Here is a 24075-nt window from a genome sequence, read left to right as displayed (position 1 = left end):
AATGGAATTGTAAAGTTTGTAAACAAAAATTTACAGCAACTTGCCAGAATCCTTAGCCTGTACTGTTCACAGAAGCATCCCTTCATTGTATGATGAGAATAGGATATTATATAGATAAATACATGGGGGTGTTGAGATGAGCCGCAAAGTACTAATTGTAGATGACGAAGAATCAATCGTTACTTTATTGAAATATAATGTAGAACAGGCTGGATTTACTACTGATGTTGCCTATGACGGCCAAGCAGCCATACAAAAAGCCGTTCAGGAAAATTTCGATTTAATCATTTTAGACATCATGTTGCCTGAGCTTGATGGGACAGAAGTTTGCAAGCTTTTGAGGCAAAAGCAGATAGAAACACCTATCCTCATGTTAACAGCCAAGGATGATGAGTTTGATAAGGTACTCGGATTAGAGCTGGGGGCTGATGATTATCTAACCAAACCATTTAGCCCCAAAGAGGTGGTTGCGAGAATAAAGGCTATTCTAAGAAGAGCGAATAAAAAGACGGAAACGGAACTATCTTTTCTTAAAATTGCTGACTTAGTCATCTATCCTGAACAATATGAAGCAGTTTTTCAGGGAGAGACACTCGAGTTTACCAGGAAGGAATTTGAACTGCTTTTGTACTTGGCAAAGCATAAAGGAAAAGTACTATCAAGGGATCAATTGCTGAGCGCTGTTTGGAATTATGACTTTGTTGGCGATACTAGGATTGTGGATGTCCATGTCAGCCACTTAAGGGAAAAAATCGAGCCAGACACAAAACATCCTGTATATATTAAAACCATTCGTGGTTTAGGTTACAAAATGGAGGATCATTTAAATGGGATCGGTTAATATTCGTCCCTTCCTGAGCTATCTTTTCGTTGTTGTGTTAATTTTTGCGGGGATGGGGATTATCATCCTTCCACTTCTGCCTCTCACCGAAAGAATTATTGGAGGTTTTAGTTTACTTGGTGGATTAATCGTCTTTATGGTTTTGATTATCAATATTTTTGAAAAGTACATAAAACCAGTTCAGTCGGCGTCAAGAGTGGCTGATGAATTAGTGAAGGGTAACTATAAAGCCAGAACCTATGTAAGTTATTTTGGGGAAGCGGGAAAGTTGAGCAATGCTATCAATGTCCTGGCCAGAAATCTACAGGAGATTACACTTCAGGAGAAGATGCAAGAAAGCCAAATGAGAACAGTTATTGACAACATGGAAAGCGGATTGATGCTTATAGATGAAAAAGGCTATGTGCATTTAATCAATCGAAAGTTTTTGCAAATATTTGAGGGAGAACCAAAGGATTTTATGGGTTTTCTCTATTATGACGTGCTTGATCAGGAAAGAATACATAAAGCAGTTCAGGAAGCATTTCTTTATGAAGAAAAAGTGAAAGATTCATTCACTATTTCTGGCCAAATAGAAAGAAAATCAATTGAAGTCGTCGGTGCCCCAATATTTAATGAAAAACAAGTATTAAATGGTGCCGTACTGGTGTTCCACGATATTACAGAGTTGAAAAAGCTGGAGGAAATGAGAAAAGACTTTGTTGCGAATGTTTCTCATGAACTGAAAACTCCTATAACTTCCATCAGAGGTTTTGCTGAAACATTATTAGAAGGAGCAATGGAAGATATCCAGCTTCGCAGACAATTTTTAGAGATTATTCTAAAGGAAGGGGAGCGATTGCAAGCTTTAATTTATGACTTATTAGAACTGTCCAAACTCGAAAAGGATGAAATGCGTCTGGAATACCAGAATATTGACCTCTCCTCCTTGGTAGAAGAATTACTTCCGGTTATCAAACAGCAAGCCGTTAAAAAACAAATTGACCTATCCATTAAGCTGCCGGATACATTGGAGATTGTTGCAGATGCAGATAGGCTTAAACAGGTTTTCATCAATCTATTGAATAATGCCGTTAACTATACTTCAGATAATGGAAAGGTACTATTGAAAGTCAGCGAAAAACTGAACCATATTGAAATAACCATTTCGGATACCGGTATTGGGATACCTGATGAAGCTCAGAGCCGTATTTTTGAAAGATTTTACCGTGTGGACCGGGCAAGAAGCAGAAATACAGGCGGTACAGGTTTAGGACTGGCAATTGTCAAACATATCGTCGAAGCACACCATGGAGAAATCAGGCTGGAGAGTCAACTGGAAAAAGGAACTACATTTATTATAAGTCTGCCGAGAAAACCGGAGTATTCTAAGGGGTTATTTTGATAAGGAAGTGTGGACCGGATAATGAGGTTCTTAGGGGAAGCGGAAGCATATGCTCCGCTTTTTTGTATGCTAGGAACTATGCAGTTACTGTTCGTTTTTCCCAAAATAGGACAATTTTCACCATCTGGCCGCATGGATGGGCAGACCACTATTATATTAGCGCAAGACTGACCGTGCGCTGCGAGTGGCAGAAACTTTTTTATCCAGGGCAGAGCGGCTTTTTTCTTCTTTGGTTTAATCGTGGTAAAATAAAGAAAGGTCCGTACGGTTAAATGTTACATAATAAAGAATACATCCTTCACATAGGAAAAGGAGTGCCGAAATAATGAAAAATAAATTGGTTTTAATTGATGGCAACAGTATCGCTTACCGTGCCTTTTTTGCATTGCCTTTATTGAATAATGATAAAGGTGTGTACACGAATGCAGTCTATGGATTTACTAATATGCTTTTGAAGATTCTTGATACCGAAAAGCCTTCCCATATCTTAGTCGCATTTGATGCGGGAAAGACCACCTTCCGCCATAAAACATATAAGGAGTATAAAGGCGGCAGGCAAAAAACGCCGCCGGAATTATCGGAGCAATTTCCACTACTAAAAGAATTACTGGAAGCTTTTAGCATTCCATATTACCAGCTGGAACAGTATGAAGCAGATGATATTATCGGTACATTGGCAAAACAAGGCGAGCAGAAAGACTGGCAAGTCAACGTGATATCCGGAGACAAAGACTTGCTTCAGCTTGTTTCCGATAAAATAACCGTTAGCTTAACTAAGAAAGGATTAAGCGACATAGACGCTTATACCCCATCCTTTATGTTGGATAAAATGGAGATTAGGCCAGACCAGATTATTGATATGAAAGCATTGATGGGGGACAGTTCCGACAATATACCAGGTATCCCAGGTATCGGCCAAAAGACAGCTGTCAAGCTCCTTAAACAGTACGATACATTGGACAATCTATATGAAAATATACCGGAAATAAGCGGAAAAAAACTTAAGGAGAAGCTGGAAGGCCATCAAGCGGATGCATACATGAGCAAAGAACTGGTAACTATTTCATGCAACTCACCTATAGAAATAGGTTTGCAGGATACTGATTATTCAGGCTACCAGGCGCACAAAGTCAGTGCCGTTTTCAAAGATTTAGGGTTCCAATCTTTGTTGAGCAGAATTGGCGAGGAAGATGATCAGGAAGCAGCAGCGGAAGAGCTCCCAGATATAGATGTCACTATTTTAACGGAAGTAAAAGCAGACCTGTTCACTGGCAAGGAAGCGCTTGTTGTGGAGATGCTGAAGGATAACTATCATACAGCACCGATTGAAGGATTCGGAATTGTAAATGAAAATTCCAATTATTTCATTCCGACAGAGGTAGCTGTAAATTCGCAGGAGTTTAAGGAGTGGGCAGAAGACACGACCAAGAAAAAATGGGTGTTCGATGCTAAAAAAACCACAGTAGCTTTATTGAATAAAGGCATCCATATCAATGGGATAAACTTTGATTTATTGCTTGCTTCTTATTTAATCAATCCTTCTGATAATAACCATGATATTCCTGCCATATGCCATCGTATGGGAGAAAAAGGTGTGCTGTTTGACGAGGAAGTGTACGGCAAAGGTGCCAAAATTCAAATCCCTGAACAAAATCAATTAGCGGAACATATTGCAAGAAAGACCCATTTGATATTCCACCTGAAAGAAACAATCGAAAAAAAATTACAGGAAAATCAACAGTACGAATTGTTTAAGGAATTGGAAATGCCTTTAGCTATCATATTGGGAGAGATGGAACATACGGGCGTAAAAGTGGATGTAGATCGTTTGAAAGATATGGGCGCAGAACTACAAAGCCGTTTAAAGCAAATTGAGAAGGAAGTCTTTGAACTTGCTGGGGAACCATTTAATCTGAATTCACCCAAGCAGTTAGGACCAATATTGTTTGAAAAGCTCGGTCTTCCTGTTATAAAAAAGACGAAAACTGGTTACTCCACCTCTGCCGATATTTTGGAGCAATTACAAGACCAACATGAAATTATTCCGAAGCTTCTCTTGTACAGACAGCTTGGAAAACTGCAATCGACATATATTGAAGGCTTGCTCAAGGTGGTACACAAGGATAGTAGTAAAATCCATACCCGATTTAACCAGGCTCTCACGCAGACAGGCAGGCTGAGCTCTACGGATCCTAACTTGCAAAATATCCCGATCAGGCTGGAAGAGGGCAGAAAAATTAGACAAGCATTTACTGCCTCACAAGATGACTGGCTTATTTTCGCAGCGGATTATTCACAAATAGAACTGCGCGTCCTAGCGCATATGTCTAATGATGAAAAACTAATCGAAGCCTTTAATAACGATAAGGACATTCATACTCAGACTGCCATGGAAGTCTTCCACGTATCTGAAAACGAAGTTACTGGCAACATGAGGCGGCAGGCTAAAGCAGTTAATTTTGGTATCGTATATGGTATTAGTGATTATGGATTATCGCAAAGTCTAGGTATTACCCGAAAAGAAGCTAAAAAATTTATCGACCGCTATTTGGACACTTATCTTGGCGTTAGGGATTATATGGAAGAAATTGTTCAAGAGGCTAAGCAAAGCGGTTATGTAACTACACTTATGAATCGCAGGAGATATTTGCCTGATATTAGCAGCCGAAACTTTAATAAACGCAGCTTTGCAGAGCGGACTGCTATGAATACGCCAATTCAAGGTAGTGCAGCAGATGTGATCAAGCTCGCCATGATTAATCTTCATCAAAAACTCTTGGACGAAGGAGTCGAGGCTAGAGTTCTTCTGCAAGTGCATGATGAATTAATATTAGAAGCTCCAAGAGCTGAGATCGATAAATTGAAAAAAATCGTACCTTCTGCGATGGAGGGAGCGGTAGAACTGAATGTACCCCTTAAGGTAGATTACTCTTATGGTGAAACTTGGTACGATGCAAAATAGCAGGGAGAGAGTTAGCAAATGCCGGAGTTACCAGAAGTTGAAACAGTAAGAAAAACGTTGTCAGAATTAGTATTGAAAAAGAAAATCGTCAAAGTAGAAGTTTTTTGGGAAAATATTATAAAGCAACCAGCTGACGTAGATCAATTTAAGGATATGCTGATTGGCCAATCAATTAACGAAATTGGCCGTAAAGGTAAATTTTTATTGTTCGGGCTTGACGACTATACAATAATATCCCATCTGCGGATGGAAGGAAAATATGGAGTGTTTCAAGAAAAAGACCCTGTAGTAAACCATACGCATGTATTGTTTACTTTTAGTGATGGCAGTGAATTGCGCTACAATGACGTAAGGAAATTTGGAACGATGCATGTAGTCGAGAAGGGGAAGGAATTTTCTCAGAAGCCATTAAACCAATTAGGGCCAGATCCCTTTAGCCCTGACTTTAACTTTTCCGTTTTTTATAAAAAAGTGCATAAGAGCGAACGAACCATCAAATCGATTTTGCTGGACCAATCCGTTATAGCAGGTCTGGGAAACATTTATGTTGATGAAACGTTATTTAAAGCGGGCATTCACCCGGAAAAAAAGGGGACGGAGTTATCGGAGCAGGAAGTAAAGAACATCCACTACTTTGCAGTGGAAACATTAGAACAAGCAATTGCCCAAGGTGGAACAACGATTCGCTCTTATGTTAACAGCCAAGGGCAAATTGGGATGTTTCAACAGGAATTATTCGTTTATGGCCAGGAAAAAGAACCTTGCAAGAAATGCGGCGGACCTATTATTAAAATGAAGGTAGGCGGCAGAGGTACCCATATTTGTTTATCTTGCCAAAAATAAGAAAAGCACAAGAGAAATGCTCCATCCATATACTAACTCGTAAAAAAGTATGGATAAAGGAGCTAGTGATATGGCCGAGATTACTACATTTTTACTGCTTGCTTTCGCCGTCAGCCTTGATAGTTTTATGGTTGGTTTTACCTACGGCTTACGAAAATTAATATTGCAAATACGTTCCATTGGACTTATAGCTATTATTTCAGCAGCAGTTTTTTACTTATCCATGTTGATAGGAAACATTATTGCTTCGTTTTTGGCTCCTTCGGCAGCGGAAGTGATGGGTGGAGCAGTATTGATTGTGATTGGAATATGGGTCATATATCAATTTTTCAAGACAGATAAAACGCAAAATGAGCAACCAATTGTGTTTACTTTCGAAATTAAATCACTGGGCATTGTGATTGAAATATTAAAGAAACCAATGACTGCCGACATGGATAATTCAGGAAGGATTGCTGGTATTGAAGCCTTTTTGCTCGGGCTGGCCTTGTCAGTTGATTCTTTTGGAGCGGGTATTGGTGCCGCAATGCTTGGCTTCCCTCCTTTATTAGCCGCATTGGGTATCGGCTTTACAACTGGGTTGTTTTTAGCGATAGGAATGAAAAGTGGATATTTGTTTTCTTATTGGCGCTGGCTGCAACGCCTGACGTTTATTCCTGGGCTTATTCTCATATTCATCGGCATTTTAAAAATAACCTAAAAGGTGGGGATAAACTTGACTATCGTAATCGGCTTGACAGGAAGCATCGCGAGCGGCAAAAGTACCATTGCCCGTATCATTTCCGAATGGGATATTCCTATTATAGACGCAGATGTAATTTCCAGAGAAGTAGTTGAAGCAGGAGAAGAAGCTTATCAGGAAATTGTAAGGGTTTTTGGGGAGAATGTCCTGCAGTCAGATCAATCGTTAGACCGGAAGAAACTTGGCCAAGTTATATTTAAAGATGCAGCTAAACGTGAGCAATTAAACAAGATTGTTCACCCTGCTGTCCGAAAGAAGATGCTTCGGCAGCGGGATAACTATGTAGAAGCCGGAGAATCAGCAGTAGTGCTTGATATTCCACTCCTGTTCGAAAGCAAGCTGACTCATTTAGTTGATAAAGTACTCGTTGTCTTTGTCAATGAACAAACCCAGTTAAAACGGTTAATGGGGCGGAACAATTTTACCAGGGAAGAAGCAGAAGACCGTATTTCTTCTCAAATTTCCATGGAAGATAAGGCCGCTATGGCGGACAAGGTTATTAATAACAACGGAACAATCGAAGAGTCTAAACGACAATTAGAATCAATTTTAGAAGAGTGGCATGTAAAAAAGTCTGGATAATCGAGGGCACTGAAAAACGGAAACTCTATGATAGGTAGAAATTTTAAAAAGCGGTCTGTATGGGATTTAATTTCCATACAGACCGCTTTTCGTCTAACTTCAAGAGGTTTGTGCCCTCTATTCCTTCATTGGACTAACGATTCGTTTCACATTTGCTGTACAAATCGCCATCGCCCTTGAATGCACATGCCTCCCAGACCCGAAGATAAGGCGACCTCATATCCGTGTCTATGTTTGTTCCGCGTTGGGCGATCGGTGGTGACGCCTGCGGAAACAGCACGAGCCGAAGATCCACTTGGTCAAGTGATCTTCTTGACCAAGTTAGCTGAGGCCGTGCCCGCGGCAAGCATCCACCGACAAGCGATTCGTGGCATCAATAACAAACTTTGACAGCCCCTTTAGATTAAAAAGGACTTTTTCAGCGGCCTCGGTTAATCCAGGCTTTTTTTTATTATTCTTAACTAACAATAGTACACACTTTTATTTAATATGATATACTATTATCGCAGTTATTGAATAAAAACATAACACATTAGGAGGTCATTCTGTTGACTACTCGTATAGCGATTAATGGGTTTGGAAGAATAGGGCGTATGGTATTTAGAAAAGCGGCAAAGGACAAAGATATTGAAATTGTTGCCATAAATGCCAGTTACCCGCCAGAAACTATAGCACACCTAATAAAATATGATAGTGTTCATGGGAAATTCAGCGATGAAGTGAAAGCGATTGCAAACGGAATTGAACTAAATGGGAATAAAATACCGCTTATCTCCTATAGAAATCCTTTGGAACTTCCATGGGCGAATTTTGGTGTTGATATTGTAATCGAAGCTACTGGTAAATTTAAATCCAAGGAAGAGGCTGGTAAGCATATAACAGCGGGGGCGAAGAAGGTAATTATTACGGCACCTGGTACAGGGGTGGATGCAACGATTGTTATGGGAGTCAATGAGGAAGACTATCGGCCGGATAGCCATCGGATTATATCCAGTGCATCTTGCACTACCAATTGCTTAACACCTGTTTTGAAAGTATTGGACCAACAATATGGGATTGCTAATGGTTTAATGACCACTGTCCACGCATTTACTAATGACCAAAAAAGTTTGGATAATCCGCATAAGGACTTAAGAAGGGCCAGAGGGTGCACACAATCGATTATTCCGACCTCAACAGGAGCTGCGGAAGCTGTAAAAGAAGTGATGCCCCAGCTGACGGGAAAGATAAAAGGAATGGCATTAAGGGTGCCAACGCCGAATGTTTCTCTTGTTGATTTAGTTGTTGACCTGCACAGCAATGTAACAGAGGAACAAGTCAATCACAGTTTTCAACAGGCAAGCAGGGAGTATTTAAAAGGTATTATCCAATTTAGCGCAGAACCACTTGTGTCTATAGATCATACCACCTGTGAATATTCAGCTGTTATCGATGGGTTATCGACCATGGTAATAGGGTCGAACAAGGTCAAGGTGATTGCCTGGTACGATAATGAATGGGGATATGCCTGCCGGGTTGTTGATTTAGCGAAGTTTATTGGCGCTAAATCAAGCAACAGCAGACAATTTCAGTTTTCCTGATGGGATAAGTCCTGCTAAATATCCAATAATAAGTGCAAGGGTGTAGGTTACACCCTTGTATTCCTCCTTTAAGAGTAAAATATTCTCGAAGATGCTTGCAAAAAGGAAGTAAACCATATATACTTTTTTTGCACCTCAAAAGGTGCTGTTTACGTTTGTTTCCATATAGAAAATATGGTTTTAACAGCACAAAATATGAGGTATACAAGCAAATATGGGAATAAAAATAAACTTAGCAAAATGTAAAACAACAGGATGGCTTAATCATTTGCCTGTTGAGTTTTCTTCTACAGAAGTGTGGCTGAAGACTGCTTTAAGGGTTAGGACCTCTTTGGACTAACTTTCCCCCATGGCGGTTCATGCTTAACAAGAAGAAACTTCTTTACTTTTAAAAGGGGGATTAATTGATGGATACAATGGGCAGGCACGTCATAGCAGAATTATGGGACTGTAATATAGATAAGTTAAATGATATGGGATTAATCGAGCAGGTATTCGTAAATGCGGCTTTAAAAGCTGGCGCAGAAATTAGGGAAGTAGCTTTCCATAAGTTTGCTCCTTATGGTGTGAGCGGGGTAGTCATTATTTCAGAGTCCCATTTAACAATTCACAGCTTTCCGGAACATGGTTATGCCAGCATTGATGTTTATACCTGTGGCGATATCATTGACCCGAATGTAGCTGCAGAATTCATTGCCGATTCGCTTGAATCAAAAAGGAGCGAAAAAGTCGAAGTTCCTCGTGGCATGGGTCCTGTAGACATTAGTCAATTTAAAGCATTATAGTTAGTAGCCCAAACCCCCTTGCTGTTTAGAAAAGCAAGGGGGTTTTTATTCGGAAAGTTTCATGAGGTTTCAGCAAAAGAAACGCTATGAAAATTTTGTTTATCGTTTAATAGTCGAAAACGTGTTAAAATATAAAGTAAATAAACTGTTAAATAGTCGTGAGGTGCTGTGATGAGTTTTCGACAAACGTTTACTAAATATTTTAGCAATCATTCTGAAACAAGTGAGAACCACTGGGATCCAAAATTACAAACCCACTATTTCAAAACCACCAAGGATAAAGGACTGCAAGCGGTCGAAGATTATTTTAAGCGGTCTGATTCTTTTCAAATTGTCGCCCAATCCAAAGAACATGGAGAAATAAGCGTCAATTATACTGGGGGACGGAAGGCATTTATAATTGCGACAGTCATTATGGTGAAACCATATCGTACGGCGATTGACTTTTCGGTAACGACAGAATCGGTGCTGCCTTTTGATTTTGGGTTTAGTCACAATTTGGTTCCGAAGTTATACAGTCAATTGAAAAAGGATCTTATTTTCCTGGAAACTTCTATGACTAAAAACGCGGATATGAATAATTAAATTGCTACAAGAGTGTGGGGTTGATACATAATGAGATGTCCAAATTGCCAATTTAAAAGTACAAAAGTCCTCGACTCACGCCCGATAGAAGAGGGAAGATCAATCAGAAGACGGCGCGAGTGTGAAGAATGCTCCTTCCGCTTCACTACTTTTGAGCGCCTGGAAGAAGTTCCTTTAATTGTAGTGAAAAAAGAAGGGACAAGGGAAGAATACAGCCGGGAAAAATTGATGCGGGGGCTTATTAAGGCATGTGAAAAACGGCCTGTAGCATTGGAGCAAATTGAATCGATTGCAGTGGAAGTTGAAAAAGAATTACGCAATAGAGGCACATCCGAAGTTCAAAGCAAAGAAATCGGTGAAATGGTAATGGATCGATTATCCTCCGTCGATGAGGTAGCTTATGTGCGCTTTGCGTCTGTTTATAGGCAATTTAAGGATATCAGCGTTTTCCTTGATGAACTAAAGGACTTAATCCGGACCGACAAAAATTAATAAACCTGTTTAATTTCTATATATACTTCACAGAAATCTTTTTACGGGACAACCTCATTACTAAAAGAAAGGAGATGAGACTGTGAATCATCAGCATATTGGTAAATTACTTCCGATTGATGGTTTTTATATAAGACTGCCTAAAGATATTACGGCAAATTGTTTTCAATCACTTACCCATTTATACCAGCCGTTAGTAGGGGTTGAGGCGATTTCGTTATATCAAACGCTACTGAGTGAATGCCAATTGAGAAGTAACCAGCAGAATCCCCAAACACATCATTCGTTGATGAATTACCTGTCTCTCCCGCTTGATAGATTATACCAGGCCAGACTAAAACTGGAAGGCATCGGCCTGATGAATACATACAAAGAGGAATCAGGCCAAAATAATGTATACATCTACCAGCTGAATCCGCCGTTTTCACCGGCTGATTTTTTTAATGATGGTATGTTGTCTCAACTGTTATATCATCACCTTGGGGATAAAAAGTTTCTGGATTTAAGAGGCCTTTTCGGAATTGATGAAGAAAATGGAGAAGGCTTTGGTGAAGATGTTACCATGGGATTTGCGGATGTTTTTGATACCTATATCAATCACTTTGCTGCACAAACTTCCCCTGGAGAAGAAAAACCGGCACAAAAAGACCAGGGCTTGTCCTTACCGGAACAGAACATTGATTTTAGTTGGCTGGAGCAAATGCTGAAGCAGCGAATGATTCCCTCAAGGAAAGTCTTAACTTCCTCAAACAGGAAGTTAATCGTCCAAATGGCCGTTTTATACGGACTAACTAGTCAGGATATAGAGAGTGCAGTAATGTGGGCAATTAATGAAGACAATCAATTGGATGGAGGAGAGTTCAAATCAGCTTGCCATGACTTATTTCAAGCCAACACCCGTAAGTCAGATGTCAAACTGGTCGATCGTTCTCATAAAAACAACCAGATAAAAGCAGAACAAAAGCCTGAAACGAAAGAAGGCCAATTTATTCAGATGCTGGAAGAAATCTCTCCAAAGCAATTGTTGGAAGATCTCTCTGGGGGCAATCAAGCGTCAGCCCAGGATTTGAAAGTCATCAGGGATGTAATGACCCAACAAGGACTTGCACCTGGAGTGATGAACGTACTCGTTCATTACGTACTGCTTAAAACAGATATGAAACTTTCCAAAGCCTATTTGGAAAAAATCGCAAGCCACTGGGCCAGAAAAAATGTCAAAAATGTCAAGCAGGCAATGATGCTGGCAAAATCGGAAAATCAAAAGTACCAGCAATGGGGAAATGATAAGCAATATTATAAGAAATCGGGCAAGAAGGAAGTTATTCCGGAATGGTTTAAGGAAAGAAAAGAACAGAAACAATCATCAACTGCGAAAAACCATACAAATCCTGCTGAAGATAACCCTGAGGAGCTAGGGGAGCTGTTAAAGGATTATTTAAAAAATGGCAGCTAGCATTCATGCAGGCGCCGGCTGTTCGTACAAAGTTTCAAATAAGAAGTTTTTATTAAGGAATGATAGCTAATGGAACCTATTCAAGCTTCTCTAAAAAAATGGATGAGAGAAAATCAAAACTTCCAAAAAAATTTCAGTCACTTACGTGAGGATATTTTGAATGACTCACGAGTTAAGGAACTGCTCCTAAGTAATCCTCAATTGGAAGCCAGCGATATTGATAAAAATTTAATGAAGCTGTATGAGTTCAAATCACAATCAAAAAATTGTGAAGACTGTCCAGCTTTGGAGCAGTGCGGCAATATTCTTGCAGGATACTCACCTTATCTGCATGTTGAAGGTAAAAAAATCCGCTTAACTTATGATAAGTGCTACAAAAAAGTACAGAGGGAAGAGCAGGATAAACACAAATCTTTAATCCAAAGTCTTTACATGCCTAAAGATATTTTAAATGCATCGGTTGCAGGATTGGATCATAACTTGGAGCGCGGAGAAGCCATCAAAGCTACTCTTTCCTATTTGCGGTCATTGGGAACGGAACAACAGGAAGACAAAGGTTTGTACTTTTATGGACCTTTCGGAGTAGGCAAAACCCACTTTCTAGGGGCAATAGCAAATGAACTTGCCAAGAAGCGGATTCCGTCCATGGTCATTTATATGCCTGAATTTGTCCGTGAAATCAAAGCTTCTTTAAAAGATGATTCCCTTAATTCAAAAGTAGAGCACTTCAAAAAAATCCCGGTATTAATGCTGGATGATATCGGCGCAGAGTCTCAATCTGCCTGGTTTAGAGATGAAATTTTAGGATCAATCCTGCAATATAGAATGATGGAAAAACTCCCTGTGTTTTTCACTTCTAATTATAGTCTTGAACAGCTGGAAAATCACCTTGCTACTACGACTCGAGGAGATGTAGAGAAAGTGAAAGCGGGCAGGATTATCGAAAGGATTAAGCAAGTAAGCAGAGAAGTCCCTTTGTTTGGGGATAATCGCCGGGGTTAAGAAAGTAAAATATAAGTTTTTTTGGAAAGCGGCATAGAAAAGATGCCGCTTTTTTATACCTATAAAGATAATATAGTTAAATCTATTAGTTTTTCTTTGAATAGATAGTACATTTTTTCATCTTCTCATCCATATAATGTAACAGTTTGATCGTGATGAGGGTGATGATTATTGCTTGAGGTTTATTTTGAGACAAAAGAAGAAACTATGACATTTTGTGACCGAATCGTTCAGTACGGCCTGGATGTGGAGCTGAATTGGAAAACGAGTGACAAATGGGGAAATCAAATTAAAATCCAGGAGAACCGTACGGCTGATGAGCAGCTGTTAAACACAGCCAAAGCGATGGCTGATGTTTTTGTCAAACACAGACAGAACACTTGGATTTTGGAGACAATTAAAGGTGTTTATTACTATAAGGATGAGGAGGAGGTACAACGAATATTAGAATTGGCCCGGTGCATTTTAGCGGAAGAGGACAATGTGGAGGTAACCATTCCTACAGAAATCGATCTTAGAAAAACGTTGCTTGATTCGTTTCAATCCAATATTCATTCCGGGGAAATAGTCCACTTTGACTCGGTTGTCAATTTTCGTCTGCAGACATACAGGGAGGAACTCATCGAGATTATCGGAATGGCTATTGATGAATTCAAGCGAGAAGAGGATTATCAGTCATTTGTTCAATCGCTGCGCGAATATGTGGCAAAAAAGAAGTCAAAATTCCAAGTTGTCCATGTTATTCAAGGACAGCATTTTAAGTTTTATAAGTCATCAGGCAAGCCTTTTTCAAAAATGGAAATCAAAATGCTGATTCAACAGGAGCCTTTGTACATAGTCGGACTGGATGAAGCTGAGCTAAACATTACACCGCTCTTGGCAATGGCTCCCGAGCAGATAATTATTTATGGTGATTATCCTTCTGAGCCTAAGACATTAACAGTAATCAATGTATTTCAGGAGAAAGCAGTATTCGAACCATTTTCAAGGTTTCCATTTCCCAACTATTTAAGAAATCATTAAATTGACTTGATTTTTCTGCTTTGTATCGCTATAATACCTTCATATATAACTTTACAATCGGTTTTGATGAGGATACGATCGAATGAATAGGATGACCATAGAGAGGGAAGTCTGCTGGCTGAAAGCTTCCTGTTCTTCCGGCATTTGATTACCACCTCTGAACCCTGTTTTCGAAATTAACAGTAGACAGCAGCGTATCATCTTCGTTACAGATGCTTAATGAGCCGTATTCGCACAAAATACGGGAATTAGGGTGGAACCACGAGGCCAACGCTCGTCCCTTAGCTGTAAAAGCTGCAGGGATGGGCGTTTTTATTTTAGATGCCTAACTCTGCTAATAATGAAAAGGAGTGACAAACATGTCAGAACAACTAGTAATCACCTTCCCGGATGGCGCCAAAAAGGAGTTTCCTGCTGGTACGACGGGAGAGGACATAGCGGCGTCCATTTCCCCTGGACTAAAAAAACAAGCTTTGGCAGTAAAATTGGATGGAGTTCCTTATGATCTGCGAAGTGAGCTTCCTGGTAATGGCGCCATTGAAATTATTACTAATAAAAATGAAGAGGGCATTGAAATTATGCGGCATTCTGCAGCCCATTTGATGGCGCAAGCAATCAAACGGTTATATGATAATGTTCAATTCGGTGTCGGTCCTGTTATTGAGGATGGTTTCTATTATGACTTTGATATGGAAGAATCCATTACTCCGGAAGATTTGCCAAAAATCGAAAAAGAAATGCAAAAAATTATTGATGAAAATCTTGAGATTATCCGGGAAGAGGTTTCCAGAGAAGAAGCAAAGGAAATGTTCCGGTCGATAGGCGATGAACTGAAAATAGAGTTAATCGACGCTATTCCAGAAGGAGAAACAGTTTCCATTTACCAGCAAGGAGAGTTTTTTGATTTATGCCGGGGTATTCATGTTCCTTCCACTAGCAAAATCAAAGTCTTTAAATTATTAAGCATTTCAGGAGCGTATTGGCGCGGGGACAGCAATAATAAGATGTTGCAGCGCATATATGGAACTGCATTCGAAAAGAAGAGCAGCCTGGAGGAATACTTGCGGCTTCGCGAGGAAGCAAAGGAGCGGGACCATCGTAAGCTAGGTAAGGAACTAGACCTTTTTACCGTTTCTCAAAAAGTGGGACAAGGGCTGCCGCTGTGGCTGCCAAAAGGGGCAACGATCCGCCGTACTATTGAACGCTATATCGTTGATTTAGAAGAAAGATTAGGATATGACCATGTTTATACGCCGGTACTGGGAAGTGTCGACCTTTACAAAACAAGTGGACACTGGGATCATTACAAGGATGATATGTTTCCGACTATGGAAATGGACAACGAAGACCTTGTGTTGCGTCCGATGAATTGTCCGCATCACATGATGGTCTTTAAAAATGAGCTGCACAGCTACCGTAATCTTCCTGTCAGAATAGCGGAACTAGGTACGATGCATCGCCACGAGATGTCGGGAGCCTTGGCTGGGTTGCAGCGCGTACGGGCAATGACTTTGAACGATGCACATATTTTTGCAAGGCCTGACCAGTTGAAGGATGAATTTATCCGGGTTGTTCAGCTTGTCCAGGCGGTCTATAAAGATTTCGGAATAAATGATTACTATTTCCGTTTATCTTACCGCGATCCGGAAGATACAGAGAAGTACGTGGACAATGATGAGATGTGGGAAAAAGCCCAGACAATGCTGAAAGAAACCATGGAAGATATGGAGCTAGATTATGTGGAAGCGAAGGGTGAAGCAGCATTCTACGGACCGAAACTAGATGTACAAGTAAAAACTGCCTTGGGAAAAGATGAAACCCTGTCAACGGTTCAGTTAGACTTCCATTTGCCCGAGCGTTTCGACTTGACTTACATTGGCGAAGACGGTAAAGAGCATCGGCCGGTAGTTATTCACCGCGGTGTCGTTTCTACGATGGAACGGTTTGTAGCATTCTTGATTGAGGAATATAAAGGAGCATTTCCTACATGGCTGGCGCCTGTACAAGCGAGAATAATTCCAGTATCTGCTGAAATCCATTTGGATTATGCAAAAAAAGTAGAAGAGGAACTTCGTTATCAAGGTGTGCGGGTAGAGGTTGATGAAAGAGACGAGAAAATCGGCTATAAAATAAGGGAAGCACAAATGCAAAAAATACCTTTTGCATTAGTAGTGGGCGACAAGGAGATCGACAACAAAGCAGTAAATGTCCGTCGCTACGGAGAAAAAAATTCAGAGACAAAACCGTTGGATGATTTTATCACCAGCATAAAATCGGAGATCGGAGAGAAAGCATTGACGAATAAGTAGCCTGGTTGACAAGGGCTCCGACACTGAAACCAGTGTCGGAGCCCTACTCTTCTTATGGTGTCTGTCTGGTGGCGAAAAGCTTCTTGCATTTTAGATGGTTTTTTAGTATTATTGAATAGTCGTTTTCTGAGAAACAAACGGATATTGACATCTTTGTGTAACTATGCTATTATTTTATAGGTGAAATTAAATAATGATCTGAGGCAAGCAGAAGCACCCGCTTCTCACCTGATTGACGCGCAAAGCAGTTGGCAGGTTGCAAATCCTTATTGTAAAGGGAGACGTGTGGGTGCAGTATGTACCGACACTTTTTTTATATTTTAATTTAAAATATAGGAAAATCACGGTTATCTATTAAAACTTGGCATCAGTCGCCAAGTCTTACTAAAGTGCGTCGGTAAAGATCTTATATTTTTTTCTAAACTCTATGGAGGTGGCTCATTATTAGCAAAGATATGAATGTCAATGAGAAAATACGTGCCCGCGAGGTTCGCCTCATTGATTCAAATGGTGACCAACTTGGCGTTAAATCCCGTCAAGAAGCATTAGAAATTGCTCAAACAAGAAATTTGGACTTAGTTCTAGTAGCTCCAAATGCTAAACCACCGGTATGCCGAATCATGGATTACGGTAAATTCCGTTTCGAACAGCAAAAGAAAGAAAAAGAAGCACGTAAGAAGCAAAAAGTTATTAATGTAAAGGAAGTACGCCTGAGCCCCGGCATTGAAGATCACGATTTCAATACAAAACTTCGCAATGCCAGAAAATTTCTTGAAAAGGGCGACAAGGTAAAAGCTTCCATTCGTTTCCGTGGCCGTGCTATTACCCATAAGGAACTAGGCCAAGAGGTTCTTGAAAAGATGGCAGATGAGTGCAAAGATATCTCTACCATTGAAACAAAGCCGAAAATGGAAGGCCGCAGTATGTTCTTGTTGCTTGCCCCGATAAACGAAAAATAATTTAATGACTTTGCCCGCTAAAAAGGGACAATCACTAAAAAGGTTCAAGAGAAGCTTATGCCATAAACTTGGACATTCAATACAAGGAGGAACATACGATGCCAAAAATGAAGACCCACAAAGGTTCTCAAAAACGTTTCCAAAAAACAGGTTCTGGGAAGCTTAAACGCTCTCACGCATATACTAGTCACTTGTTTGCAAACAAGTCTCAAAAGCAAAAGCGTAAGTTGCGCAAAGATGCTTTAGTATCTGCTGGAGATTACAAGCGTATCAAGCAAATGCTTCCAAACAAATAAATCCAAATTCGAAATTGATTCGTTTATATATATTAGGAGGGAATTATTATGCCACGTGTTAAAGGTGGAACAGTTACACGCAGACGTCGTAAGCGCATATTGAAATTAGCAAAGGGTTATTATGGTTCCAAGCATGCGTTATTTAAAACAGCAAAACAACAAGTTATGAAATCAGGTCAATATGCTTACCGTGACCGCAGACAGAAAAAACGCGAATTCCGTAAATTATGGATTGCACGTATTAATGCTGCAGCACGTTTGAATGACCTTTCCTACAGCCGTCTAATGCACGGTCTTAAACAAGCTGGGATTGAAGTGAACCGTAAAATGCTTTCTGAGCTTGCTATCAATGATGAAAAAGCGTTCGCTCAACTAGCTGATAAAGCAAAACAAGCATTGAAATAATGGAAAAGCCATTCTCTTACTAGAGAATGGCTTTTTATATATGTGAAATGTCCGTATACATATGGAAAGAGGTGCGGGATGACGATAAATTTAATTCTATTTGTATACCTTGCTGCTATAAACGTTGCAGCATGGATCGTTATGTGGCTGGATAAAAGAAGGGCAGTAAAACGGCAATGGAGGATTCCTGAAAAAACGCTTTGGCTGCTTGCAATCATTGGTGGTGCTGCGGGAAGCTTTGCAGCTATGCACACCTTTAAGCACAAGACACGCCGGTTCGGTTTCAGGTTTGGCCTTCCTGCCCTTGTATTGCTGCAGCTATACTTGTTTGTTGTTTACTCAAACATGTGATGGCAGTAAGGAATATTCGCGAAAAAAGGACAACCATGAAGGATTGATCTTGTCATAAAGGCTCGTCTTCTGTCATAGAATTAGATGACAAAGTGCAAAAAGGGGGGGGCGGAAATGGAACTTGTAAGCACTTATTTGTTTGCAATAATGGAGACAGGTGGAATATTTGCTCCTCTGCTTTTTATTTGTTTTCATTTGTTTCGTCCGTTGTTTTTCCTGCCAGTAATGATTATTTGCATTTCGGGAGGAATCCTATTTGGAGCTGTAGCTGGAACGGTTTATTCTGTAGTGGGCATTACATTATCAAGTATGGCTTTTTACCGAGTCATACAGTGGATGCCTGGAACTTTGGAAAGATTGGTGAAAATGAAACAAAAAATGGTTGGAAAGAATTCGCAACTAACTACTTCACAAATAGCTGTGCTGCGCCTCGTTCCTTTTATTCACTTTCATTTATTATCTTTATGTTTATTAGAAATCTCAGCTAACTTTAAAGATTACATGCGTTCATCCTTGTATTCCAACATTCCTTTGGCTGTTGTATATACCTCTTTAGGAAAATGGATATCGAGTTTTTCCTTCGCAGCAATGGCGGCTTTTATAGTCGTACTGCTTCCAATGTTTTATTTAATGAGGAGAAAAGAAATAAGTATTAAATGGGAAGAATTTTTCTTAAAAAGAGCCTCTCCTGTGAAATCGAGATAAAAAACTGGCGCTTGATATGTTGCGCCAGTTTTTTAGATGGTGAACCTATTATAACGCTTATTTATTTAATAGCAGCTTATCCATTGGATGTTTCCATTCAACCTCAGCAAAAGGGTACCGGATTAGTACTTCCTTTTCCATAAAATGCAAATCATCTCTCTCCAATCCTTTTAGTTCTGCCGGATGGTGTGCATGGATGCTTATATTAACGACATCAAAGGAATGCTCTGTAGTGCCAAGGTACTTTTCCCCTTCAAACAGAAAACCTTTGTAAGTCATTAAAAAATTCTTTTTTATATTTTCGCTGTCATCCAAAAGGAAAAAATCTTTTTTTTCGCTCGCGACTTCCAATTTTCGCTTCGGATTTATTACATACTTGTAAGCAGTAAAAAGCAGTAAAATAATTGCTATGAAAATTAATAAGCGGAATAATAGAACAATCATATTCACCGTCTCCCGTTTGTCAGAGTCTGTATATTTTACGAATAACAAGCAGCATAGGTTTCACTAAATGAAAGATATCCATGTTATAATCGTAAAAAAAGTGGAAAAAGGAGAAATAACATGTTTTGGGAAGAGCTATTCGGTACACAAAAGCAATTGGATGAACATATCCAAACAAACCATCAACTAAATAAAGAAGATTTATTCGAAAAGAAAGTCTTAGCATTATTAGTAGAAGTAGGCGAGCTGGCAAATGAAACCCGCTGCTTTAAATTTTGGAGCCAAAAGCCCCAAAGCGGGCAATCGGTGATTTTAGAGGAGTATGTCGATGGCTTGCATTTTATTCTTTCCCTTGGGCTTGATACGAAACTAAGGTTCTCTGCTTCTTCTGTATGGAAAAAAACCGGACAAGATGTGACTCAATTATTTCATTTGGTATTTGAACAAATCATAGCATTTAAACAGGAATCGAGCAAAGAAAAATATGAGCAGCTGTTTATCACTTATCTGCAATTAGGAGCTAGTCTGGGATTCGGAGAAAAAGAAATTCAAGAGGCATATCATCATAAGAACCAAGTGAACCATACTAGACAAGATCAAGGGTACTAGAGGGGATTCAACTATTATCAAGATTACCCGTGCGTGGTGAGGAAGGCTATCTTTTGTTTAAATTATCAAAAAACGCTATAATTTAAAGGTGACACTATATAAGGAGGATTTACATATGGCAGAATACAATGAAACGGTATCAATGTTGAAAGAGCTTACAGACGCTAGAGCTATTTCTGGAAATGAAAAAGAAGCTAGACAAGTGATGGAAAAGTACATAACACCCTATGCCGATGAGGTTTTCACCGATAATATTGGAAGCCTGATCGCAAAAAAAACCGGTAAGGAAAACGGACCTAAAATCATGGTTGCCGGCCATTTAGATGAGGTTGGTTTTATGGTAACCAGGATTGATGATAAAGGGTTTGTCTATTTTCAAACAATCGGCGGCTGGTGGAGCCAGGTAATGTTGGCTCAACGAGTGACATTACTGACTAGAAAAGGCGATATCACAGGGATTATTGGCTCAAAACCTCCACATATTCTTCCGGCAGAAGCACGTAAGAAACCGGTTGATATCAAGGAAATGTTTATTGATATCGGGGCGTCAAGCAAAGAAGAAGCTGAGGAGTTTGGCGTTCGTCCAGGAGATTCAATTGTGCCTTACTTTGAATTCACTCAAATGAAAAATGACAAGCTTTTATTAGCTAAAGCCTGGGATAACCGGATTGGCTGTGCGATTGCTATCGAAGTTTTAAAACGCTTGAAAGGCGAAGAACATCCTAATGTCGTATATGGAGTAGGAACAGTGCAAGAGGAAGTTGGATTAAGAGGGGCTCGTACATCTACTCATCGGATTGAACCTGATATCGGTTTTGGTGTGGACGTGGGCATTGCTGGTGACACTCCAGGAGTATCCGATAAAGAAGCAGACAGTAAAATTGGCGAAGGTCCGCAGATTATTCTTTATGACGCATCTGCCATCTCGCACAAAGGCCTGCGTGATTATGTTCTTGATACAGCTGATGAGAAAAAAATCCCTTACCAATATGCAACAATGGCTGCAGGAGGTACGGATACAGGATCTATCCACTTGACAGCTAATGGTGTGCCAGCATTGTCGATTACTATCGCTACAAGGTATATCCATACCCATGCTGCTATTCTTCATCAAGATGACTTCGAAAACGCGGTCAAATTGATTGTAGAAGTCATCAAAGGACTAGATACAGAAAAAGTAAAAGAAATAACATTTAACTAAGAAAAGCGGAAACGACCGGTTAGCTGCGTAGGCACTGGACTGCCCCGCAGGAGATAAAGGAAACATGCCCCTTCATAGGGGTATGCCGACGTTGGGCGCAAAGCCCGATCCTAGTCGGCCTTCCTTCATATTGCGATTCGATGTTGACTTATCGGACGAAGGAGCAGGAAGTGCAGGAGCCGCTGGGAGTTAAAGCTAGCCAAAGAAAAGCGGAAACGAACGGTTAGCTGCGTAGGCACTGGACTGCCCCGCAGGAGATAATACAATTATCAATTGACGATAAGTTATGGAGAAATAGAAAAGGAGCTGTCCAATTGCTGGACAGCTCCTTTTAACATCAAGTTATTTAAACACTATAGGAGCCCAACACTTTTTTGACGTAATTTTGTGTCTCTGTAAAAGGTGGTACTCCATCGTATTTATCTACATTTCCTGGACCTGCATTGTAAGCAGCTAAAGCTAATGTGGTATTTCCGCTGTAACGGTCAAGCATTTGCTTTAGGTACTTGGTGCCCCCCATAATATTTTGCGATGGATCAAAAGCGTTTTGCACCCCAAGCCCTCTTGCTGTTTCAGGCATTAACTGCATTAAGCCTTGTGCGCCAGCATAGCTTGTCGCATTGGCATTGAAATTGGATTCTGTCTTAATGACAGATCTGATTAACTCTTCATCGACTCCGTATTTTTGTGAAGCCTGCTGAATATATGCATCAATACCATTCGAGGAACTGGAAGGCATCTCGTTGTTCACATAGCTGATTTCTGGTGTATATGTATCAACTGGCTGATAGGGCACCGAATAACCAGATGGTTTACCTGTATTAACAGCTGACGCTGAATTATTTGATAGTTGTGATTGCAATAGTTGCTGGAAAGCTGTTTCCATCATAGATGAGTTATTAGATAAAGAAGAATTATTTCCGCTTAAAATTGACATTGCCTGCAATTGCATTAAGTTTTGAAATTGTCTTATTTCCATTTATATTATCCCCCGGGAAAACTTTTCATTTTTATTTATTTTACCTTATATTGCCTGGTTAGGCAATTGCATTTTGAGCGATGATAAAACAATCATTAATAAAAAAGCCGTCCTCTATGAAAGGGACAGCTTTAAAATATCGGTTTTGGAAATGCTATTGAGCTTGCTGTACACCTTTTTCGAGGGCAGAGAGCATCTCTTCTTTGTCTGCTTTATCGGATTGCTGCCAGATAAGTTCAAATAAAACTCCTAGGCCTGGAAGCATTTTTTCTTCTCCACTTTCAATCGCATCTAAAATGGTTGCTTCCAATTGCTCTGTATTATTTTCAGAGACATTTTCCAAAATTGCTTTTCGTAAATTCAAATCCATTTATCCATCACCTCGATTTTTCTTTAAAAAGCTTAATTTACAATTAGTTTGACCAGGATGCATTGGAATATGTATGATAAAGAGGAATTAAATCAAAAGGATGATGAAAGTGATTACGTCTGTTCAAAACGATCGAGTGAAAAGCTGGCAAAAATTAAAAAAAAGAAAAGTGAGAGAAGAGACAAATTGCTTTCTGGTTGAAGGTTACCATATGATTGAAGAAGCATTAAAAAGCGATTGGAAGGTAAAAGAAGTAATTCTGGGCGAAGGTGCAGAAATACCAGTATGGATAAAAGACTTGGATACTTACTTTGTTTCTAATCACATTTTAAAGTCAATTACAGATACTAAAACGCCGCAAGGGATAGCAGCTGTGGTTGAAATGAATCAGCCTGAGAAATTGCAGTTTCAAAAACTGCTATTGGTAGATAAAGTACAGGATCCAGGTAATTTGGGTACGATGGTCCGCACAGCAGACGCAGCAGGGTTCGACGCCGTGTATGTAGGGAGTGGCTCAGTCGATATATTTAATGAGAAAGTACTTAGATCAACGCAAGGCTCCCTTTTCCATTTGCCAATCTTCCAGGAGAACCTGATTCCTGTAATCGAGCAATTGAAAACGGATGGATTTGCAATATGGGCTTCCACGCTGGAGGATGCCAAGCCCTATTCCTCTTTAACAGTCCCTGCCAAGGCAGCATTAGTTGTCGGTAATGAAGGAGCGGGAATAGCGGGGGATATTATCGAAAGGGCGACAGATAAAGTCCAAATTCCTATCTGGGGGAAAGCAGAGTCATTGAACGTAAGTGTCGCAGCAGGCATCCTTATTTATCATCTGGCTCATCTATTTGAAAAATAGGGCCTGCTTTAGGGTTGCAAGTTAGGATTGCTTTTTCTATAATAAGAAAATAACAATTAATAAATTGACAGGCCGTGAAAGAGCCAGTAAATGATTACAAACCGATATACAGGGAGGAAATGCCACAGACTGGAAGCATTTCTATCGCGGTAATGATTGAAATTTCACTCTGGAGCCGACACTTAGACCTTGCCGCCCGGCAAATAAAGGTGTTCCGGATTATTCCGTTATCAAGCTCAAGTGGGTGCATCATAGCATCAACAAGGGTGGTACCGCGATGTTAGTCTCGTCCCTTTTTTAGGGAGGGGCTTTTT

Annotated in this window: 25 protein-coding genes and 2 other annotated features; of the genes, 22 read left to right on the top strand and 3 right to left on the bottom strand. The window is 40.0% G+C overall.

Going from position 1 to position 24075, the window contains the following annotated elements; translation table 11 throughout:
- Nucleotides 1–136: 136 nt before the first annotated feature.
- From BLR93_RS14640 to BLR93_RS14550, 19 genes are all read left to right on the top strand, one after another.
- Nucleotides 137–841 (top strand): response regulator transcription factor, encoded by a 705-nt coding sequence (locus tag BLR93_RS14640; RefSeq protein ID WP_093216126.1) that lies wholly within the window; start codon nucleotides 137–139, stop codon nucleotides 839–841.
- Nucleotides 828–2225 carry a two-component system histidine kinase PnpS gene (gene pnpS, locus BLR93_RS14635; protein ID WP_093216124.1) on the top strand — a complete coding sequence of 466 codons (1398 nt, stop codon included), beginning with the start codon at nucleotides 828–830 and terminating at the stop codon, nucleotides 2223–2225. The genes BLR93_RS14640 and pnpS overlap by 14 nt, the downstream gene beginning before the upstream one ends.
- A 325-nt stretch (nucleotides 2226–2550) precedes the next feature.
- Entirely contained in the window at nucleotides 2551–5187 is a 2637-nt protein-coding gene (gene polA, locus BLR93_RS14630; RefSeq protein WP_093216121.1) for a DNA polymerase I, read from the top strand.
- 18 nt (nucleotides 5188–5205) lie between these two features.
- Nucleotides 5206–6030: a DNA-formamidopyrimidine glycosylase gene (mutM, locus tag BLR93_RS14625; RefSeq protein WP_093216119.1), complete on the top strand. Its 825-nt coding sequence runs from the start codon at nucleotides 5206–5208 to the stop codon at nucleotides 6028–6030.
- Between the two features lie 70 nt (nucleotides 6031–6100).
- Nucleotides 6101–6730: a sporulation membrane protein YtaF gene (ytaF, locus tag BLR93_RS14620; protein ID WP_093216116.1), complete on the top strand. Its 630-nt coding sequence runs from the start codon at nucleotides 6101–6103 to the stop codon at nucleotides 6728–6730.
- Nucleotides 6731–6745: 15 nt separating this feature from the next.
- Entirely contained in the window at nucleotides 6746–7354 is a 609-nt protein-coding gene (gene coaE, locus BLR93_RS14615) for a dephospho-CoA kinase (RefSeq protein WP_093216114.1), read from the top strand.
- A gap of 545 nt (nucleotides 7355–7899) precedes the next feature.
- Entirely contained in the window at nucleotides 7900–8934 is a 1035-nt protein-coding gene (locus BLR93_RS14610; protein WP_093216111.1) for a glyceraldehyde-3-phosphate dehydrogenase, read from the top strand.
- Between the two features lie 407 nt (nucleotides 8935–9341).
- Entirely contained in the window at nucleotides 9342–9719 is a 378-nt protein-coding gene (gene speD, locus BLR93_RS14605; protein ID WP_093216108.1) for an adenosylmethionine decarboxylase, read from the top strand.
- A 171-nt stretch (nucleotides 9720–9890) separates the two neighbouring features.
- Entirely contained in the window at nucleotides 9891–10304 is a 414-nt protein-coding gene (locus BLR93_RS14600; RefSeq protein WP_093216106.1) for a cytosolic protein, read from the top strand.
- Nucleotides 10305–10334: 30 nt separating this feature from the next.
- A complete protein-coding gene (gene nrdR / locus BLR93_RS14595; RefSeq protein ID WP_093216103.1) occupies nucleotides 10335–10796 on the top strand; it encodes a transcriptional regulator NrdR in 462 nt (153 codons plus the stop codon).
- Nucleotides 10797–10878: 82 nt separating this feature from the next.
- Nucleotides 10879–12249 carry a replication initiation and membrane attachment family protein gene (locus BLR93_RS14590; protein WP_093216101.1) on the top strand — a complete coding sequence of 457 codons (1371 nt, stop codon included), beginning with the start codon at nucleotides 10879–10881 and terminating at the stop codon, nucleotides 12247–12249.
- A 69-nt stretch (nucleotides 12250–12318) separates the two neighbouring features.
- Nucleotides 12319–13251, top strand: coding sequence for a primosomal protein DnaI (gene dnaI, locus BLR93_RS14585; protein WP_093216098.1), 933 nt, complete (start codon nucleotides 12319–12321; stop codon nucleotides 13249–13251).
- 171 nt (nucleotides 13252–13422) lie between these two features.
- The gene (gene ytxC, locus BLR93_RS14580; protein WP_245690168.1) at nucleotides 13423–14274 is read left to right on the top strand and encodes a putative sporulation protein YtxC; all 852 of its coding nucleotides are present in this window, start codon (nucleotides 13423–13425) and stop codon (nucleotides 14272–14274) included.
- A gap of 359 nt (nucleotides 14275–14633) precedes the next feature.
- A complete protein-coding gene (gene thrS / locus BLR93_RS14575; protein WP_093216096.1) occupies nucleotides 14634–16583 on the top strand; it encodes a threonine--tRNA ligase in 1950 nt (649 codons plus the stop codon).
- 199 nt (nucleotides 16584–16782) lie between these two features.
- Nucleotides 16783–16903: a sequence feature (ribosomal protein L20 leader region), on the top strand.
- Nucleotides 16904–17038: 135 nt separating this feature from the next.
- A complete protein-coding gene (gene infC / locus BLR93_RS14570; RefSeq protein WP_093216093.1) occupies nucleotides 17039–17542 on the top strand; it encodes a translation initiation factor IF-3 in 504 nt (167 codons plus the stop codon).
- 98 nt (nucleotides 17543–17640) lie between these two features.
- Nucleotides 17641–17838 (top strand): 50S ribosomal protein L35, encoded by a 198-nt coding sequence (gene rpmI / locus BLR93_RS14565; protein WP_093216091.1) that lies wholly within the window; start codon nucleotides 17641–17643, stop codon nucleotides 17836–17838.
- A gap of 48 nt (nucleotides 17839–17886) precedes the next feature.
- Nucleotides 17887–18243 carry a 50S ribosomal protein L20 gene (rplT, locus tag BLR93_RS14560; RefSeq protein ID WP_093216088.1) on the top strand — a complete coding sequence of 119 codons (357 nt, stop codon included), beginning with the start codon at nucleotides 17887–17889 and terminating at the stop codon, nucleotides 18241–18243.
- 78 nt (nucleotides 18244–18321) lie between these two features.
- Nucleotides 18322–18594 carry a DUF1294 domain-containing protein gene (locus BLR93_RS14555; protein WP_093216086.1) on the top strand — a complete coding sequence of 91 codons (273 nt, stop codon included), beginning with the start codon at nucleotides 18322–18324 and terminating at the stop codon, nucleotides 18592–18594.
- A 114-nt stretch (nucleotides 18595–18708) separates the two neighbouring features.
- Nucleotides 18709–19299: a TVP38/TMEM64 family protein gene (locus BLR93_RS14550; RefSeq protein ID WP_093216084.1), complete on the top strand. Its 591-nt coding sequence runs from the start codon at nucleotides 18709–18711 to the stop codon at nucleotides 19297–19299.
- A gap of 57 nt (nucleotides 19300–19356) precedes the next feature.
- Here the strand turns inward: BLR93_RS14550 and BLR93_RS14545 are convergent, their stop codons facing one another.
- Nucleotides 19357–19743 (bottom strand): sigma-w pathway protein ysdB, encoded by a 387-nt coding sequence (locus BLR93_RS14545; RefSeq protein ID WP_093216082.1) that lies wholly within the window; start codon nucleotides 19741–19743, stop codon nucleotides 19357–19359.
- 120 nt (nucleotides 19744–19863) lie between these two features.
- On the opposite strand from BLR93_RS14545, the gene BLR93_RS14540 reads away from it, so the two are divergent.
- Together BLR93_RS14540 and BLR93_RS14535 are read left to right on the top strand one after the other, a co-directional pair.
- Nucleotides 19864–20352, top strand: coding sequence for a dUTP diphosphatase (locus tag BLR93_RS14540; RefSeq protein ID WP_093216079.1), 489 nt, complete (start codon nucleotides 19864–19866; stop codon nucleotides 20350–20352).
- A gap of 115 nt (nucleotides 20353–20467) precedes the next feature.
- Entirely contained in the window at nucleotides 20468–21553 is a 1086-nt protein-coding gene (locus BLR93_RS14535) for a M42 family metallopeptidase (protein WP_093216077.1), read from the top strand.
- A 346-nt stretch (nucleotides 21554–21899) separates the two neighbouring features.
- Here the strand turns inward: BLR93_RS14535 and BLR93_RS14530 are convergent, their stop codons facing one another.
- Nucleotides 21900–22532, bottom strand: coding sequence for a lytic transglycosylase domain-containing protein (locus tag BLR93_RS14530; RefSeq protein WP_093216074.1), 633 nt, complete (start codon nucleotides 22530–22532; stop codon nucleotides 21900–21902).
- 154 nt (nucleotides 22533–22686) lie between these two features.
- Nucleotides 22687–22902 (bottom strand): small acid-soluble spore protein SspI, encoded by a 216-nt coding sequence (sspI, locus tag BLR93_RS14525; RefSeq protein ID WP_093216072.1) that lies wholly within the window; start codon nucleotides 22900–22902, stop codon nucleotides 22687–22689.
- Nucleotides 22903–23011: 109 nt separating this feature from the next.
- Between sspI and BLR93_RS14520 the strand changes: the two genes are divergently transcribed.
- Nucleotides 23012–23761: a TrmH family RNA methyltransferase gene (locus BLR93_RS14520; protein WP_093216069.1), complete on the top strand. Its 750-nt coding sequence runs from the start codon at nucleotides 23012–23014 to the stop codon at nucleotides 23759–23761.
- Nucleotides 23762–23826: 65 nt separating this feature from the next.
- Nucleotides 23827–24058 (top strand) — a binding site (T-box leader).
- The last annotated feature ends 17 nt before the right edge of the window (nucleotides 24059–24075 follow it).

Source organism: Sediminibacillus albus, assembly GCF_900101125.1.
GTDB classification, from domain to species: Bacteria; Bacillota; Bacilli; order Bacillales; family Amphibacillaceae; genus Sediminibacillus; species Sediminibacillus albus.
This window is presented reverse-complemented; position numbering and strand designations above follow the sequence as displayed.

Excerpts from the sequence above, each read along its gene's own strand:
- BLR93_RS14530 (WP_093216074.1), bottom strand. The coding sequence starts at position 22,532 with ATGGAAATAAGACAATTTCAAAACTTAATGCAATTGCAGGCAATGTCA.
- BLR93_RS14545 (WP_093216082.1), bottom strand. The coding sequence starts at position 19,743 with ATGATTGTTCTATTATTCCGCTTATTAATTTTCATAGCAATTATTTTA.
- rplT (WP_093216088.1), top strand. The coding sequence starts at position 17,887 with ATGCCACGTGTTAAAGGTGGAACAGTTACACGCAGACGTCGTAAGCGC.
- pnpS (WP_093216124.1), top strand. The coding sequence starts at position 828 with ATGGGATCGGTTAATATTCGTCCCTTCCTGAGCTATCTTTTCGTTGTT.
- ytaF (WP_093216116.1), top strand. The coding sequence starts at position 6,101 with ATGGCCGAGATTACTACATTTTTACTGCTTGCTTTCGCCGTCAGCCTT.
- BLR93_RS14555 (WP_093216086.1), top strand. The coding sequence starts at position 18,322 with ATGACGATAAATTTAATTCTATTTGTATACCTTGCTGCTATAAACGTT.
- speD (WP_093216108.1), top strand. The coding sequence starts at position 9,342 with ATGGATACAATGGGCAGGCACGTCATAGCAGAATTATGGGACTGTAAT.
- BLR93_RS14600 (WP_093216106.1), top strand. The coding sequence starts at position 9,891 with ATGAGTTTTCGACAAACGTTTACTAAATATTTTAGCAATCATTCTGAA.
- BLR93_RS14540 (WP_093216079.1), top strand. The coding sequence starts at position 19,864 with ATGTTTTGGGAAGAGCTATTCGGTACACAAAAGCAATTGGATGAACAT.
- rpmI (WP_093216091.1), top strand. The coding sequence starts at position 17,641 with ATGCCAAAAATGAAGACCCACAAAGGTTCTCAAAAACGTTTCCAAAAA.
- dnaI (WP_093216098.1), top strand. The coding sequence starts at position 12,319 with ATGGAACCTATTCAAGCTTCTCTAAAAAAATGGATGAGAGAAAATCAA.
- BLR93_RS14550 (WP_093216084.1), top strand. The coding sequence starts at position 18,709 with ATGGAACTTGTAAGCACTTATTTGTTTGCAATAATGGAGACAGGTGGA.
- thrS (WP_093216096.1), top strand. The coding sequence starts at position 14,634 with ATGTCAGAACAACTAGTAATCACCTTCCCGGATGGCGCCAAAAAGGAG.
- BLR93_RS14535 (WP_093216077.1), top strand. The coding sequence starts at position 20,468 with ATGGCAGAATACAATGAAACGGTATCAATGTTGAAAGAGCTTACAGAC.
- BLR93_RS14640 (WP_093216126.1), top strand. The coding sequence starts at position 137 with ATGAGCCGCAAAGTACTAATTGTAGATGACGAAGAATCAATCGTTACT.
- mutM (WP_093216119.1), top strand. The coding sequence starts at position 5,206 with ATGCCGGAGTTACCAGAAGTTGAAACAGTAAGAAAAACGTTGTCAGAA.
- nrdR (WP_093216103.1), top strand. The coding sequence starts at position 10,335 with ATGAGATGTCCAAATTGCCAATTTAAAAGTACAAAAGTCCTCGACTCA.
- polA (WP_093216121.1), top strand. The coding sequence starts at position 2,551 with ATGAAAAATAAATTGGTTTTAATTGATGGCAACAGTATCGCTTACCGT.
- sspI (WP_093216072.1), bottom strand. The coding sequence starts at position 22,902 with ATGGATTTGAATTTACGAAAAGCAATTTTGGAAAATGTCTCTGAAAAT.
- infC (WP_093216093.1), top strand. The coding sequence starts at position 17,039 with ATGAATGTCAATGAGAAAATACGTGCCCGCGAGGTTCGCCTCATTGAT.